At 53.7% G+C, this 15,664-nt stretch carries 13 protein-coding genes and 1 riboswitch; of the genes, 8 read left to right on the forward strand and 5 right to left on the reverse strand.

The features are described from left to right. Positions 1–10 precede the first annotated feature (10 nt). Positions 11–1,291 carry an ATP-binding protein gene (locus HMPREF1207_RS26675; protein WP_016424168.1) on the reverse strand — a complete coding sequence of 427 codons (1,281 nt, stop codon included), beginning with the start codon at positions 1,289–1,291 and terminating at the stop codon, positions 11–13. Between the two features lie 172 nt (positions 1,292–1,463). Between HMPREF1207_RS26675 and HMPREF1207_RS26680 the strand changes: the two genes are divergently transcribed. From HMPREF1207_RS26680 to HMPREF1207_RS26700, 5 genes are all read left to right on the forward strand, one after another. Further along, a complete protein-coding gene (locus HMPREF1207_RS26680; RefSeq protein WP_231392140.1) occupies positions 1,464–2,108 on the forward strand; it encodes a hypothetical protein in 645 nt (214 codons plus the stop codon). Continuing rightward, positions 2,105–2,890, forward strand: coding sequence for an arylamine N-acetyltransferase family protein (locus HMPREF1207_RS26685; protein WP_009673620.1), 786 nt, complete (start codon positions 2,105–2,107; stop codon positions 2,888–2,890). Before HMPREF1207_RS26680 ends, HMPREF1207_RS26685 begins: the two co-directional genes overlap by 4 nt. A gap of 50 nt (positions 2,891–2,940) precedes the next feature. Next, positions 2,941–3,134, forward strand: a riboswitch (cobalamin riboswitch). Positions 3,135–3,320: 186 nt separating this feature from the next. Next, positions 3,321–5,618: a 5-methyltetrahydropteroyltriglutamate--homocysteine S-methyltransferase gene (gene metE, locus HMPREF1207_RS26690; RefSeq protein ID WP_009673680.1), complete on the forward strand. Its 2,298-nt coding sequence runs from the start codon at positions 3,321–3,323 to the stop codon at positions 5,616–5,618. A gap of 220 nt (positions 5,619–5,838) precedes the next feature. Further along, the gene (locus HMPREF1207_RS26695) at positions 5,839–6,081 is read left to right on the forward strand and encodes a YolD-like family protein (RefSeq protein WP_009673767.1); all 243 of its coding nucleotides are present in this window, start codon (positions 5,839–5,841) and stop codon (positions 6,079–6,081) included. A 109-nt stretch (positions 6,082–6,190) separates the two neighbouring features. Further along, complete coding sequence (locus HMPREF1207_RS26700) at positions 6,191–7,738, forward strand: FAD-dependent oxidoreductase (protein WP_009673885.1); 1,548 nt, start codon at positions 6,191–6,193, stop codon at positions 7,736–7,738. 88 nt (positions 7,739–7,826) lie between these two features. Here HMPREF1207_RS26700 and HMPREF1207_RS26705 read toward each other — a convergent pair whose 3' ends face one another. The 4 genes from HMPREF1207_RS26705 to HMPREF1207_RS26720 form a co-directional block, all read right to left on the reverse strand. Next, complete coding sequence (locus tag HMPREF1207_RS26705) at positions 7,827–9,047, reverse strand: GNAT family N-acetyltransferase (protein ID WP_009673602.1); 1,221 nt, start codon at positions 9,045–9,047, stop codon at positions 7,827–7,829. Between the two features lie 140 nt (positions 9,048–9,187). Next, positions 9,188–9,445, reverse strand: a complete 258-nt coding sequence (locus HMPREF1207_RS26710) for a hypothetical protein (protein ID WP_009673812.1) — start codon at positions 9,443–9,445, stop codon at positions 9,188–9,190. 208 nt (positions 9,446–9,653) lie between these two features. Then, the gene (locus HMPREF1207_RS26715) at positions 9,654–11,228 is read right to left on the reverse strand and encodes an FAD-dependent oxidoreductase (protein ID WP_009673901.1); all 1,575 of its coding nucleotides are present in this window, start codon (positions 11,226–11,228) and stop codon (positions 9,654–9,656) included. A gap of 5 nt (positions 11,229–11,233) precedes the next feature. Continuing rightward, on the reverse strand, positions 11,234–12,067 hold the full coding sequence (locus HMPREF1207_RS26720) for a sugar phosphate isomerase/epimerase family protein (protein ID WP_009673612.1): 834 nt from the start codon (positions 12,065–12,067) through the stop codon (positions 11,234–11,236). A gap of 247 nt (positions 12,068–12,314) precedes the next feature. On the opposite strand from HMPREF1207_RS26720, the gene HMPREF1207_RS30030 reads away from it, so the two are divergent. The 3 genes from HMPREF1207_RS30030 (at position 12,315) to HMPREF1207_RS26735 (ending at position 15,663) form a co-directional block, all read left to right on the forward strand. Next, positions 12,315–12,422: a hypothetical protein gene (locus HMPREF1207_RS30030; protein WP_016424170.1), complete on the forward strand. Its 108-nt coding sequence runs from the start codon at positions 12,315–12,317 to the stop codon at positions 12,420–12,422. 199 nt (positions 12,423–12,621) lie between these two features. Next, complete coding sequence (locus HMPREF1207_RS26730; protein WP_009673769.1) at positions 12,622–14,751, forward strand: catalase; 2,130 nt, start codon at positions 12,622–12,624, stop codon at positions 14,749–14,751. A gap of 177 nt (positions 14,752–14,928) precedes the next feature. Continuing rightward, positions 14,929–15,663 carry an MBL fold metallo-hydrolase gene (locus HMPREF1207_RS26735; RefSeq protein WP_016424171.1) on the forward strand — a complete coding sequence of 245 codons (735 nt, stop codon included), beginning with the start codon at positions 14,929–14,931 and terminating at the stop codon, positions 15,661–15,663. Position 15,664 lies beyond the last annotated feature (1 nt).

Below are 15,664 nucleotides of genomic sequence, written 5' to 3' on the forward strand. Positions count from 1 at the left end.
AACAGAGTATCTATTCTCCGGAAATAGATACTCTGTTTTTTGTTGTCAGGGGGAAGGTGATCATGACCTCCGACCCGGTGCCGACTTCACTGGAGAACCGCATTTTGCCGCGCATGGCATCGATCAGACGGGTCGTGACCATCAGGCCGAGCCCGGTCCCCTTGCTTTTCGTCGTATAGAAGGGAGCCCCCAGTCTTTCGATTTCTTCCTTGGTCATACCGCTGCCGTTATCGGTGATGGTAATAATGGCTTTGTGCTTCCGGACATAACCGTGTATGCGGATCAGACCGTCAGTTTGGGTCGATTCGATTCCGTTTTTGATCAGATTGACGAACGCCTGCTTGAGCTTGGAAGAGTCTCCCTCTATAAAAATATCGTCTTCGCAGGAAAGCTCGATTACGGCTCCCGACATGCTGGCATAAGGTTCAAGCATCGTCACGGCCTGCTGAAGCGAATCGCCGAGATGGATGAGGCCCGTTTCCGTCAATTCGGGTTTAGCGAAGAGCAGAAACTCCGAGATAATCTTCTCGGCCTGATCGAGTTCTCCGATGGCGATGTTTAAATAACGGCCGAGCTTCTCGTCGGCTTCTTTCTGGGAAATCTGGATATACCCGCGCGTAACTTGAAGCGGATTTCGGATCTCGTGAGCGACACTGGCGGCCAGATCGCTGAGATGCTGCAGCTTCTCGGCTTTCTGGATTTCGATACTCATCTGGTCATGCCGGAGCATATGCTGAAACCATAGGATGAGCAGCACCGGCAGCAGAAGCTGTGCGGTCACGAGAAGACTTACTTGCGGCAGCAGATCCTTCCATATAAAACCGTGATGCGAAACGATATAAGACAGCCAGATAAGCAGCGCGGCAGCGCCCATGCTTGTGTACAAGAGCGACAGGGCGATTTTTTTGCGCGAAGGATACTGGTGGAAGTCACGGGCCCTGAACAGGACGGGCAGAAAACCTGCCGCATAGAGGATGACGTCCGAAACTCCGAAAGACGGGAACATAATCCCATGAAAGATCAGCATCATCCCGAGCGCCGTAAACCCTCCGTAATACCCTCCGTATATAAAAGCGAGCAGAAGAGGTACGCCTCTTAAATCCCAATAAAAATCAGGAACGAGATACATGACCGGATAGCTTATACTGAAAAGGCCGGAAAACCCCATCAGGATTCCCATCAGAAATCGGTTTCGTTTTTTTTCTCTTTTGTAAAAACGCGTAAGCATAAAAATCTGGTAAATATGAGGGGGAAATGTCATGATGAATAAATGGACAAGGATATCTTTCACGGGCCGCACTCTCTTTCTAAAAGAAAAAAGAACTCAGATTCCTATTATGGAGTTCTCTGGCAGATAATGCAATAAATAATGATGCCAATTGAGCGGAAACTCATCAAAACTTGGTGAACATGGAGGAATATTTCACCAAGTTGTTGAAATCTTTAAGAATAAGCCGGAGGTGGTGCGATTGAAAATTCTCGTCAGTCAGCCTAAGCTGGAGCGGAACCTGGAGCAACTGCAAGCGGAATTTATGATGTATCCCGACATAACTGCGGCAGTTTTTCCCGAAGGATACTTACATACGAATCTATCTCTGGCGTGTGAGCTTGCGGCCCGTACGCGCACTCTTGTTATAAGCGGATCGAAAAATCCGAAAGACCGGGCCGTGATCATTAACCGGGAAGGAGAAATCGTGATGGACCGGGCCAAATACAGCGGATATGAATCCGTAAAGGAAGAAGGGCTACTCATCACCCCGATTTTGTGTGACGAGCTGGTTCTGCGGGAGGTGGAGGAAGCGAACAGCCCCCGGACCGATTTGTTTGTTCAGCCGATCGGCGTCGGCATGTTCAGTGAAGAGCAGTTCGATGAATGGGTTGCAAAAGCGAAAGAAATCGCCTCCCGGCATCATGCCATGGTCATCGGGACGAGTCATGCGGACGGATCCTTTCGCGGCAGCGAAGTTTCACTGCCTATCGCGTATTGGATAGACCGGGACGGCGAGCCTCTGTTCATTTCCAAATGCGATGTGCGCAGCCGTGTTGTGGATCTCCGCACCAAAGAAATCACGGTCTGTGAACCTGCCGTAAAGGAGGATGTCTCGTGAGGACGGATAGAGAAGCTTTGAAACCTGAAGTGGAGGCTTACCTCAACCGAATCGGTTACGAAGGGCCGTTGGACGGCAGTTACGAAGCGCTGGCTTTGCTGCAGGAGCAGCATCTGCATACCGTTCCGTATGAAAATCTGGATATTCTGAACGGTGTTCCGCTGTCTCTGGACATAAAGCGTCTGCGCCACAAAATCGTCGATCGGCGGAGGGGCGGCTACTGCTTCGAGCTGAACGCCCTGTTCGGCTGGCTGCTGCGCCAGCTCGGATACCCCGTGACCGATTATGTCGCCCGGTTCTGGCGAGACGAGACGCAGCTGCCGCCCAAACGCCGCCATCACGTATTGAAAGTGGAGGCGGAGGGAGTCAGCTACTTATGCGACGTAGGTGTCGGGGGCATCGTGCCCCGGAGACCCGTCCGTCTTGCCGAGAAGCTCGAACAGCGGCAGGGCGAGGAGTTATACGCCATGGAGCGGGACCCCGTATTCGGCTGGGTGCTGAGCGAGAAGCATCACGGCAGTTGGAGGCGCATTTACTCGTTTACCGAGGAGCCGCAGCTGCCCAAAGATTTTGTCATGGCCAGCTTCTGGTGCGAGCACAGCCCGGACTCTATTTTCACGAAGGATGCGATGGTTGCCGTACGGACCCGTGAGGGGCGCAATTCGGTCTCCGGCAAGGAGTTTAAGCTGTTTACGCCCGAAGGCGTACGCACGTTCGTGCCTGAAAACGACGCGGCCTACAAGGAAGCTCTGCTTAAATATTTCGGCATTCCGTCAGAATAAAGCTTGCATAAACATGCCGCGTTGTGTATAGTCATTTCTAAGTTAACCAATTGAATATGTTGGGAATAGGTGCCCAGCCCCTCGGGGGAACTGGAGCTTAAAAGGGAAGTCCGGTGAAAAACCGGCGCGGTCCCGCCACTGTAACAGAGGAGTCAAGGCGATTATGCCACTGGTCTTAGACCGGGAAGGCAGCCGAAGATGATGATTCTGGAGCCAGGAGACCTGCCTGTTCTGACAGCACTGCTTTACCTACGGGAGATAGGGAGGTGTTAAAGTACGAGCCGCTGATTATACAAACAGAGGGCGTCTTTATCCTTGCATGCTTCAGGGGTAATGACGTCCTTTTCTTATTTTTCGCGTACAAACAAGCAAATGAAACAGAGAACTTATGCAAACATCCAATTCAAGCGACTATCAGGAGGTCAAGATCATGAACGCATTGAAAAGCAGCAGTTTAGGGTACCCGAGGATCGGAGCGGGACGTGAATGGAAGAAGGCGCTGGAGTCTTTCTGGGCCGGTAAAATCGGGGAGCGGGAGCTGACGGACAAGCTGGCCGAAGTCCGTTTGGGAAATCTTCGCATTCAGCTGGAGAAGGGCATTGAGCTTATCGCGGTCAACGATTTTTCGGGATACGACCACGTACTGGATACTTCCGCGATGTTCGGAATCGTCCCGGAACGGTTTCAATACGAGGGCGGTGAAGTATCTCCGGGCACCTACTATGCGATGGCTAGAGGTGAGGACGGGGCGGCCGCATGCGAAATGACGAAATGGTTTAACACCAACTATCATTATATTGTGCCGGAACTGCAGGGCGCGAGGCCCGAACTGGTCGAGAACAAGCCTCTCAAAGCTTACCGCGAAGCCAAAGAAGCGCTCGGAATCCAGGGCAAGCCCGTGCTTCTCGGACTGTTTACGTTTTTGAAATTGTCCAAAGGGTACGCCGAGACGGAAACCGATGCCTGGATCGACCGGCTGCTTCCGCTGTACGGCCAAGTGCTGCGCGAGCTGGAAAAGGAAGGCGCCGAATGGGTGCAGGTGGACGAACCGGTGCTTTCGACAAACGTATCCGCAGAGGATATGAACCGGATCGAAGCGATCTACAAAACGCTGACAGAGGCGGCGCCGGGATTGAAAATTATGCTCCAGACCTACTTCGAATCCGTGGAACATTACGACAGAGTCGTAAAGCTGCCCGTAAGCGGGATCGGGCTTGATTTCGTACACGGCGGCGAGAAGACGCTGAAGCTTTTGAAGAGCGAAGGATTTCCCGAAGGCAAAATTTTGGGAGCGGGTATCGTGGACGGCCGGAATATTTGGCGTTCCGATCTGAAGGAGAAGCTGAATACGCTTCGCGACATTTTAGCCGTGGTGCCGGAAGAGCGGGTGATCCTCCAGACGTCCAGCAGCCTTCTGCATGTGCCGGTGTCCACCGTTCACGAAGATAAGCTCGATCCGGTGCTGAGAGACGCTCTTGCCTTCGCCGACGAGAAGCTGGAGGAAATCGTCCTGCTGTCCAAGGCGGCGGTATCCCAAACGGCGGAAACGGCCGAAGCGCTTCAGCGGAACGAAAAAGCGCTTGCCGCCCTCCGGTCTTCCGAAGCTCGCGGCAACAAAGCCGTCCAGGCGGCCGCTTTGCAGCTTCAAAAGGTGCCGGCGGCACGCGGCGAGGGCTTCGGCGAGCGACGGACCCTTCAGCGCGAGAAGTGGAAGCTGCCGTTTCTCCCGACGACGACGATCGGAAGCTTCCCGCAGACAGCGGAAGTCAGACAAGCGCGGTCCAAATGGAGAAAAGCGGAATGGACGGACGAGCAGTATAAAGCGTTTATCCGCAGTGAGATCGATAAATGGATCAAGCTTCAGGAGGAACTGGATCTGGACGTTCTCGTTCACGGGGAATTCGAACGTACGGACATGGTGGAATTTTTCGGCGAAAAATTGGACGGCTTCGCCTTTACGCGCAACGGCTGGGTGCAGTCCTACGGCTCGCGCTGCGTGAAACCGCCGGTCATTTACGGCGATGTGGCGTTTACGCAGCCGATGACTGTCGAGGAAACCGTCTACGCGCAGTCGCTCACGACACGTCCCGTCAAAGGGATGCTGACCGGACCGGTTACGATTCTCAACTGGTCATTCGTCCGGGACGATCTGTCCAGAGACGTGGTCGCCTATCAGATTTCGCTTGCGCTGGAGAAAGAAGTGCAAGCGCTCGAAGAAGCAGGAATCGAAATGATCCAAATCGACGAGCCCGCTGTCCGTGAAGGCCTTCCTCTTAAGAAAGATGAGCACGGAGCTTATCTCGATTGGGCGGTCAACGCTTTCCGCAGCACAACGGCGAACGTGCGGGCCACGACGCAAATTCATACCCACATGTGCTACTGCGAATTCCACGACATGATCGGGTCTATCCGCGATATGGATGCCGACGTCATATCCATCGAAACTTCCCGCAGCCATGGCGAGCTGATCGAAAGCTTCGAACAGCACACGTACGAGAAGGGAATCGGACTCGGTGTCTATGACATTCATAGTCCGAGGGTCCCTTCCGTCGAAGAGATGGTAAGCATGATCGAGCGGGCGCTGCGCGTACTCGACCCGCAGCTCTTCTGGATCAATCCCGATTGCGGACTCAAAACGAGAGGCGGCGAGGAAACCGTGGCCGCCCTGCGCAACATGGTTGCGGCCGCCAAACAGTGCCGGGAAACAATGGCCGTTTCTCAAGCTTAACCGAGCAGATCAAGGTTGGCTGCAGATGCTTACGGACCGATAAACATAAGCCGTCCAACAATCCGAGCCTTCGTCCGGTGCAAACCGGGCAGAGGCTTTTTTTACATTAGCGCGAGAAGAAAATAGGAACGTGAGTTTCCAAACCGTTGGAAGAAACCCATAAACATGGTAAGATAGAAAGATAAACGGCAGAAGGTAAGACCGTCATTCAGGAGGTATAATGGCAAAGGCAAAAGTAAAACGTCCGACCCGGGATGAGTTCGAGCTGGAAGAACTCGGTAACCGGCTGGTGGAAGCGAAGGACGAGGATTCTTTAATTCTTCTCACGGTATGGGGCTGGGAGGAGCAGGTCTACGGCAGAATTACGGTCATGGATCCCCGGACGAGACTCGTACACGTTCAGGACGGCGAACAGCTGACGAAAGTTCCTTTTATGGACATTATGCAGGTGGATAACGCCTGATTAGCCTTAGAAGCATCCGGCAGGGTGCTTTTTTACTTTGTGCGGGAACGAATAGAATGAGGTCACTCTGGAGAGGTTAGGAGAATATTGGTAAAAGGAGCTAATCCACGTGAACGAAACGAACTCGAGATCAGCCGCCGCTTTCCCCCAGTTTCCGGAATCGTACTGGCTGGCTTCCGCCCAAATCCCCTCCTATTCCAGGCTGAACGAAAATATCCGGGTAGACGCCGCTATCGTCGGCGCCGGAATAACCGGTCTGACGACGGCCTACCTGCTGGCCATGAAAGGCTTAAAAGTCGCGGTTCTGAACGCGGGACGTATTTTACACGGGACGACCGGTTATACGACCGCCAAAATTACAGCCCAGCACGATTTGATCTACGATCAGTACATTTCCGACTTTGGCGAAGAAAAAGCGCGGCTGTACTACGAGGCGAACCGAGACGCTCTTCAGTTCGTCCGTCATCTGGTCAAGGAACACCACATTCAATGCCAATTTGAAGAACAGGATGCCTTTGTGTACACCGATACGGATTCTTCTCTGCACAAAGTGTTCAAAGAATACGAAGCTTACGAGAAATTGCGAATCCCCGGCAGCTATGTAGAAAAAACCGATCTCCCTTTCGAAACGAAAGGGGCGGTCGTGATGAAAAATCAGGCCCAATACAACCCGGTCCCGTTTCTGACTCATCTGGCTGAAGAAATCGTGCGCAAAGGCGGGCGGATTTACGAGGAAACCACCGTTACCGGATACGAGCCGGGGAGTCCCTCCGTTCTCAAAACAAGCGGCGGGTTTACCGTCAGCAGCTCGCATGTCGTATCCGCATCTCACTTTCCTTTTAACAACCTGCACGGGCTGTATTTTGCGCGCCTTTACGCAGAGCGCTCTTACGTGCTCGCCGTCAAAACGGACAAGCGTTACCTCGGAGGCATGTACCTCAGTGCCGATAAGCCGAAGCGCTCCCTGAGGTCCGTGCTGATTAACGGCGAGCCGATGGTGATCGTGGGCGGAGAAGGCCACAAGACGGGCCAGGGCATCTGCACGTTCCAGTATTACGAAGCGCTCGAGAAATTCGCGAGAGAAACCTTCGGGGTGAAAGAAATCGCGTACCGCTGGTCGGCTCAAGACCTGTACACGCTGGATACGATCCCGTACATCGGACAGGAGCTGGATGACGTTCCGAATCTGTACGTCGCCACGGGCTATAAGAAGTGGGGAATGAGCACGGGCATTGCCGCCGCCCAGTTGAACGCGAAGCTCATTCTCGGGGAAGAGAGCCCCTACACGGACTTGTTCTCGCCCTCCCGGTTTCACGCGAACCCGTCGATTAAAACCTTTGTGGTGGAAAACGCGAACGTCGCCAAAGAGCTAATCGCCGGCAAGCTCGAATTTCCCACGACAGAAGCCGGCGAACTCCGTGAGGATGAAGGAGCCGTCGTACGGGTCCGGGGAAAAAGAGCGGGCGCTTACCGCGACCGCGAAGGAAGCCTGCACGTGGTCGACACGACCTGTACGCATTTGGGCTGCGAAGTGGACTGGAACGCGTCCGAACGGACATGGGATTGTCCCTGCCACGGCTCCCGTTTCGCCTACACGGGTGAAGTTATCGAGGGGCCGGCTTTGAAGCCGCTGGCGAAAGTGGAACTGGATGATTAGAAGGCGGAATGCCAAAAAAACCGCTCCGGCAAGGAGCGGCTTTTTTGGCGTGTTTTTTTATAGAAGCTTGCGGCGGGAACCGTGACACTTAGAAGTAATCCGAGAAATAAGGCTGCTCGTTCGTAATCAGCTTTTCCAGCAGCTGAACCGACTCTCTGTCCGCGTGAAACCGGCGTATCCGCTGCAGGTAAGAAGGCCGCTTGTAGCTCATCAGCATCGTGGTCAGCGTCTGGATATCGAAGGAAGCGGAAGGAGTTCCGCCCCCGTCGGCCAGCCGGCCTTGACCTTCTTTGTCCACTGTCAAAGTGAACGTACCCTGATTCCATTCCAGCATGGGATCATGCAGGTTGAAGGTTAACTTGCATTCTTCCCCTTGCGCCTGGAACGGATACTGTTCAATGAATTGGCTCACATCCACGATCCTCGCCATGAAATAAGGCGCAATCGTTTCTTTGATATCCCCGTCCTCCAAGAGGAAGGACATCGGTTCGTCCTTGTAGGTATGGCCTTTTACATAGGTGACCATGGAGAAATGAGCGCTTATGAAATTCCACAGGCCCGTCCGGGCTTCTTCATCGAGAAAAACCATTTCTTTCATATGAAAAATTTCGCCCGCAATCCAATACAGCAAAAACCCGGAAGGCTCATGATCCGCATCGTAATAAATGGCTACGGTCATGTCGTCGAGATCCCAGCGCAAATATTCTTCCCAGGCCAAATTATTCCGCAGCATGGCGGCGTGGTTTTGTAAAGCGAAGCGTTGATACACGGTTTGGATATCGGGGTGTTCGATCGTCACCCGTTCCACATTGCCGGGGACGGTTTTCAGCTTCGGCAGCTGCGTGTCTTTGACTTCGAACGAAATTTTATCGGAAATAATTTCCCAGCCTTTGCGGCGGTAGTACGGGATGGAGTACGGGTACAGATAGGAGATAGACTGCCTGCGTCCCCGCATGTTCGTAAGAGCCTGCCGCATCAGTTGGTTCATAAGCCCCATATTGGCGTATTCGGGATAAGTGCCGACGCCCGTCAAACCGCCCATATCGTATATCCGGCCGAAAATATTCACTTGAAACGGGTACACGGCCAGCTGTGATATCAGCTTGTCTTCATCAAACCAGCCGAGGACATCGGCTTGCTTCAGCACCGGAAGCTTCGCCTGGGCGATTTCGCGGTCTTCCCAGCCGAACGTTTGTAAATCATGGTTCGTAACCTGGAACACATAGCGGAGCAAATGGTTGAACTGTTCTCCGTGCTGGGGTTCCACGCTTTTCATTTTGAGTCTTTCCTGCAGTTTCCGGCGGCTCATGGTCGTACCTCCGTATCGGGCTTTCGTTGTAGGGATCCCATTAGGATGCATGGACTCCCAATTTTCAGCTTACCCTTTTCATCCGGGGAGTAATCAGCATCGAAAACGCGCGTGCAGAGAAAAAAAGAAGCTGTGAAGGGTTAAAATTCAAAGTACGAAACGACAACGGAGGCGGCAAAACCGAGTACGGCCGTAATAAAATAGAAGGAACGGAAAGCGTGCAGGAGAGGTTTTTTGTCGGGTTTGGGAGAGAAGTACTCCTCGGCGTCCGGAGGCTGTATGTACCTGTCCTCCGTATGGGTCAGATTAAACCTCGTAAAAATGCCGCTGGTGCATCCCCAGATTAACAGGGAAATAATGGAGCCGATGAATAAATCATCGGAAAGAGAGCCGGCCATTCATTAACCTCCTGAAGGAAAATCATTTTTTTTCGATTATAACAAAAAAACGTGAGTTCAGTGTTTTATCTTACCAAAAAAAGCCTCCAGAAAGATCTGAAGGCTTACCGAATTTGGCGGACTGACTAATCTCCCCAAGGCTCTCATCATAAAATGCAAGCGGGAGATCATCCTGCCCGATCAGGTCGGGTCGGACTCGCAGGGGGAATTAGACCGGCCGAAGGGCAGGCCATTCCAGCTCAATGCCGGCTTTGGCCAGGTGCGACTGGAATTTGGCCAGTTCGTCAGGATTGCCGCGAAGCTCGCTCGGCGTCATGCCGTTGTCGATGCAATAGGCGGCGCAGTACCCGGCCGCTTCGCCGATATTCCACTCGACGGGATGAAGCCGGTAGCAGCCGTTCGTGATATGCGTGACGCCGATGTTTTTGCCCGCGGCCAGCAGGTTGCGCACGCGTACCGGAATGAGGCTGCCGAGCGGAATTTGAAACGGCAGGGACGAGACGTCGATATACGGACGGTTCTCCGTGCTCGGATGCAGGTCGATGCGGTAGCAGCCGATTCCTACGCTGTCCGCGAACGCTTCGGCCCGGCCGTCGGGTCTGCAGGCGGTGGCGACGTGCTGCTCCAGCACGGTAAACTCCGCTTTGATCCGCCGCGACTCGCGGATGTAAGGATACATCGCCAGGCCGTCCTCCGTGCCGACGACATCTTTGCGCAGACGCAGGCCGGGGTAGCCGATGCCGCCGTCCGGACGGGGCGCTTCCGTCTGCAGCCAGTACAGGAAAGAGAGCGATAGCTGCTTGGCCTGGTACAGATGCTTCTGCTTCTCTTCTTCGGGGACGTCGATAATGGAACCGAGCCAGTAATCGTTCTGCGGCCAGTTGACGAGCGAAATGCTGCTGCGGTAGGTTCCTTCACGGAAGTGCTCCATGTCCGCGATCTGCCGGTACCGGAAGAGGGAGAAGTGTTCCGTCCCCGGAAAAATTTCATACCGGACCGGCTCGTTCGTGGCAGGCTTGACACCTACTAGGCTAAGCAGGCGATCCGGCCAGAAATCCGCTTTGTACGCTTTCCAGAAGTCATACATCTCGGGCTTCTCGATGACGTGATGTTCGCCTTCCAGATGATCCACCGCGAAGCAGTACGTAAAGCCCTGCATATCGCCGGGAAGAGGATCTCCGACTACCGCGTTCGGTTCTCCGGTTTCCGCGTAAGATTCCGCGCCGGTCACATACTCTGCCTTTGCTAGCGGCAGCAGATCGCCGCATTCCGTTGCATCCAGGAAGTAGGGGGCCTTCAGGATGGTCAGAGCACCGCTGTCCAGGCTTTTTACTTCAACCGATGTAATCGCGTCCCCGTCCGTTTCCGCATTTACCGGAATGTGCCGGAGCAGGATGGTCACCTGACCGCTGTGAACATAAGGCGCCAGCATCTGCTGGAGAACGGCCAGTGCCGTTCTCGGTTCATGGCACAACCGGCTTACGGAGCCGCTGCCCGGATTAAGCTCCGTTATCGCTTTGGCTTCAGGCTTCATCGGGAAATAATCCCGGTAATAATTGCGGACATCTTCGCGGAACCTGCGGTATGTACGGGTGCAGCCGAATTTTTCGATCCACGGGTGTTCGTCGGGGGGGACCGCCTGACTAGTGAGCTGTCCGCCGATCCACACGGTTTCTTCGGTCAGGATAACGCTTTTACCCGACTCGGCTGACGCAAGCGCTGCAGCGAAGCCGCCGGTTCCTCCGCCTATAATGACGACATCAGCTAGTTGAATGGGTGTCATGGGGTTTAATCTCCTTTGGTTTGGACAAGGTGGTTGAAATTTTCGTAGCTTTTACGGATTCCTTCGGCTTCGTCTCCGGTTCCTTCGTATTCGAGGACATAGGCGCCGTTATACCCGGCTTCCTTCAGCCTCGAAACGATCACGTCGAGTCGGACGTCCCCTTCACCGGCGAAGACGCCTTCATACGTTTTACCGCTCAGTGCTTTATATCGTCCTTCGGGTGTCTCGGCAAAGTCCTTAATATGTACGTGCCCGATGTGAGGAAGAAGAACATCCAGCGCATGGAGCGGTTTCTCATCTACGAGCAGAAAGTTTCCCGTATCGAAGGTCGATTTCAGGGCAGGCGAGCCGACTCGTTTTAAAATCTCCAGGACCTGATCCCCTTTACCTGCCAGCTTGCCGTGATTTTCCAGACAGAGGGTAATGCCCGCTTGTTCAGCTAAAGCCGCCGCTTCCCCAAGTCCGGATACGATCCACTCAAGAGCGGAATCAAACGTATAGGCGTCGGACATATTTCCCGAGAAAACTCGGACAACCGACGTGCCCAGCCTGTCTGCCGTCTCGATCCCGTCTTTTACAACGCGCAGCGCTTCGGCTCTTTCGCCGGGAGTTCCTTTTACGAAATCGTTGCCGACGGCATAGCTGGACAAGGTTATTCCGTTTTTTTCCAAGAAGGCAAGAACCGCCGGAATTTCGGCTTCTTTGTCTTTCCAGAAGACATCCAGAAGTTCGACCTGGCCGATGCCTTCCTGCTGACAAAAAGTGAGAAAATCCAAAACGGTCCCCTGATTTTCACGAGTTGTTCGGTGCATGCTCCACATACTTAAAGACAGCTTCATCAAGATGTAACCTCCAGGTTGACGGGCCCGCTGCGGGGCGAATTTATTTTATTGTAAAAGGAGAGCCTCCCTCTTAGTAGGTCAATGTCATGACCATTTCTGGTAGTTTGATGCCGACCTGGCCGGAATACCGATCCCGGCTCGCCAAGTTCCTGCGGAAATTTCCGGGAACCGGGAGAGGAGTCCAAAACAAAAGTTACTTGCTGCATAAGATATCCTATCCCAAACAAAGAAAGGGTGTTGACGAATGGGTTACGGTGGAGGAGTAGGCGGCTTCGGCCTCGGTACTAGCACAGCGGCTATTCTGGTTCTCTTCATTCTGCTGGTCATTATCTCCCGCACTTTCTTGTACTAGACGAAACTCAGTGATCGGAATCCCTGCTGACCAGGCAGGGATTTTTTTATTTGTAACTTTAGGCGCAAGCTTTCTGTAGGAAGGATCGATGTGGAAGGTTATGTCATATTTTCTCATCGCGATTTCGGTTTGGCTTTATCTGAAACAGGTTACTAAGTAGAAGAGTTCATTTCCTGAACAAATCAAAGGAGGTTGTCCGATGAAAAAAGACGATCAGCGCAAGCCTGTAAACGAACAAAGCAAGGATAAACAGCTTGAACCCTACAGGGTGGACGACACCGGGCAGAAGTTGACGACCAACCAGGGACTTCGGGTCAGCGAGGATGAGCATTCCTTGAAGGCCGGGGTGCGCGGGCCGACTTTGATGGAAGATTTTCATTTCCGGGAAAAAATGACTCATTTCGACCACGAGCGTATTCCGGAGCGCATCGTACACGCAAGGGGATTTGGAGCACACGGTTATTTCCAGGTATACGAACCTATGACGGAGTATACAAAAGCGAAATTTCTGCAGGATCCTTCCGTAAAAACGCCCGTTTTTGTCCGTTTCTCGACGGTTGCCGGGTCCCGGGGCTCATCCGATACCGTCCGAGACGTCCGCGGCTTCGCTACGAAATTTTACACGGAAGAAGGCAATTACGATCTCGTCGGAAACAACATGCCTGTCTTCTTTATTCAGGACGCCATGAAGTTCCCGGACTTTATCCATGCCGTCAAACCGGAGCCTCATAATGAAATTCCGCAGGCTCAATCTGCGCACGATACATTCTGGGACTTCGTGACTTCCAATACCGAGACGGCTCATATGGTGATGTGGGCGATGTCGGACCGATCGCTTCCGCGCAGTTTCCGGATGATGGAGGGCTTCGGAGTACATACGTTCCGGTTCGTAAACGAACAGGGCAAAGGGCATTTCGTCAAATTCCACTGGAAACCGCTGCTGGGCGTACATTCCCTGGTGTGGGACGAAGTGCAGAAGCTGGCGGGTAAAGATCCCGATTTCAACCGCCGGGATTTGTGGGACGCCATTGAGACGGGCAACTACCCGGAATTCGAATTCGGTGTTCAGATTATCAAAGAAGAAGACGAATTCATGTTTGACTTCGATATCCTGGATCCGACCAAGATCTGGCCGGAAGAACAGGTTCCGGTGAAAATCATCGGTAAAATGACGCTGAACCGAAATACCGACAATTTCTTCGCGGAAACCGAGCAAATCGCTTTCCATCCGGGCCATGTCGTTCCGGGGATTGATTTTACGAACGATCCTCTGCTTCAGGGCAGACTGTTTTCTTATACGGATACTCAGCTTTCCCGCTTGGGCGGTCCGAACTTCCACGAAATCCCGATCAACCGGTCGGTTGCTCCCGTGCATAACAACCAGCGCGACGGCATGCACCGGATGACGATCAACCGCGGTCCGGTCAGCTATCATAAAAACTCGCTGGCAGGCAATTCTCCCGAGCCCGCATCGGAAAAAGAAGGCGGTTACGCTCACTACGCGGAAAAGGTGGAAGGCCGCAAGATCCAGGCGCGCAGCGACAGCTTCAAGGACCATTTCAGCCAGGCTACCTTGTTCTGGAACAGTATGTCCGATGTGGAAAAGCAGCATATCGTGAACGCGTTCCGGTTTGAGCTCGGCAAAGTGAAAACCAAAGAAATCCGCCAGCGGGCCGTTGATATGTTCGGTCAGGTGAGTGTGGATCTGGCGAAGCAGATTGCCGCAGGAATCGGTGCCAAAGCGCCGGAAGACACTTCCGACACCGGCGTGACGCTGTCCTCTCCGGCACTTAGCCAGATGAATACGGTAAAAACGCCTCTGACCCGCAAAGTGGCCGTGCTGGCCGGCAACGGCTTCCGGGGCAAAGAAGTGAGCGGCATGCTCCAATCGTTGAAGGCGGCCGGTCTCGTGCCGGAAGTGGTCAGCGTGCAGCTCGGCACGATCGTTTGCGACGGCGGAAATCCGCTGGAAGTGGATCATTCCCTTCTCACGGCCGATTCCGTGCTGTTTGATGCCGTCTATATACCGGGGGGACGCCAAAGCGCCGATGAGCTTCTGGCGGATTCCAAAACGGCGGACTTCATCAAAGAAGCCTTCCAGCACTACAAGACCATCGGTGCTGTTGGTGAAGGCGCAGAGCTTCTCGCCGCAGCGGGAATCGCCGGATCGGCTGCCGGTAGTCCGCCGGCAACGGCCACGCCGGAAATTCAGCCGGGCGTGCTGGCGGCAGATCGCGCGGATGAAGCAGCCGGCTTCAGCCGTGATTTCGCGGCAGCCGTAGCCCAGCACCGCCATTGGAACCGCAGCCTGCAATCGCAGGCGAAGTAAGGCGAAGGAAGCTCAGCTTCGGCAAGGCTAGCTTGCAAGACCCCTGATAATTCAGGGGTCTTTTTGCTTTTAATTGTCAGGCGGATAATGGAATTAAAATTTTCGCTTGCCAAAACTAATGGCATTAGTTATTATAAAACTAACAAGATTAGTTTTGAGAAGCGGAGGAACATTTCAATGAAAATAACTCGTGAAGGCGATCTTTACCAACTGGCTTTTTTACCCCGGATGTTTCCGGTAAACTGTTACCTGGTGGAAGAAAAGGACGGATTAACGCTCATAGACGCGGCGATGCCTTTCAGTGCCAAAGGCATTATGAAAGCGGCCGGCGGAATCGGCAAACCGATTAAACGGATCGTCCTGACACATGCGCATGAGGATCATGTCGGCGCTCTCGACGAACTTAAGCGTCTACTGCCTCAAGCGGAGGTGTTTATCTCCGCCCGTGACGCACGCCTGCTCAAGGGAGACGCGACTCTTGATCCGGATGAGCCTCAGATGCCGGTGCGCGGGGCCGTTCCGAAGAAAGTGACGACCGTCCCCGACGTGCTGCTGAAGGAAGGCGACCGAATCGGTTCCCTGCTTGCTCTGTTCACACCGGGTCATACGCCGGGTTCCATGAGCTTCCTCGATGTCCGCAGCAATGCCGTCATCGCGGGCGATGCCCTGCAGCTCAGAGCGGGGATAGCGGTTTCGGGTCAACTTAAACTGCTTTTCCCGTTTCCGGCTCTCGCTACCTGGAACAAACACGAAGCGCTGGAAAGCGTCAAAAAGCTTCGCGGCTATTCGCCGGCTCTGCTTGCGGTCGGTCATGGAGCAATGCTGTCCGACCCGGCCGCCAAGCTGGATCTGGCCATTGCCGCTGCCGAACGCAATCTCGCCGTCTCGCTAAATGGAAGGAGTTCTCATTAAA

This window comes from Paenibacillus sp. HGH0039 (assembly GCF_000411255.1).
Lineage (GTDB): Bacteria > Bacillota > Bacilli > Paenibacillales > NBRC-103111 > Paenibacillus_F.

Excerpts from the sequence above, each read along its gene's own strand:
- HMPREF1207_RS26720 (WP_009673612.1), bottom strand. The coding sequence starts at position 12,067 with ATGAAGCTGTCTTTAAGTATGTGGAGCATGCACCGAACAACTCGTGAA.
- HMPREF1207_RS26695 (WP_009673767.1), top strand. The coding sequence starts at position 5,839 with ATGGCAAAGGCAAAAGTAAAACGTCCGACCCGGGATGAGTTCGAGCTG.
- HMPREF1207_RS26730 (WP_009673769.1), top strand. The coding sequence starts at position 12,622 with ATGAAAAAAGACGATCAGCGCAAGCCTGTAAACGAACAAAGCAAGGAT.
- metE (WP_009673680.1), top strand. The coding sequence starts at position 3,321 with ATGAACGCATTGAAAAGCAGCAGTTTAGGGTACCCGAGGATCGGAGCG.
- HMPREF1207_RS26705 (WP_009673602.1), bottom strand. The coding sequence starts at position 9,047 with ATGAGCCGCCGGAAACTGCAGGAAAGACTCAAAATGAAAAGCGTGGAA.
- HMPREF1207_RS30030 (WP_016424170.1), top strand. The coding sequence starts at position 12,315 with ATGGGTTACGGTGGAGGAGTAGGCGGCTTCGGCCTCGGTACTAGCACA.
- HMPREF1207_RS26710 (WP_009673812.1), bottom strand. The coding sequence starts at position 9,445 with ATGGCCGGCTCTCTTTCCGATGATTTATTCATCGGCTCCATTATTTCC.
- HMPREF1207_RS26735 (WP_016424171.1), top strand. The coding sequence starts at position 14,929 with ATGAAAATAACTCGTGAAGGCGATCTTTACCAACTGGCTTTTTTACCC.
- HMPREF1207_RS26715 (WP_009673901.1), bottom strand. The coding sequence starts at position 11,228 with ATGACACCCATTCAACTAGCTGATGTCGTCATTATAGGCGGAGGAACC.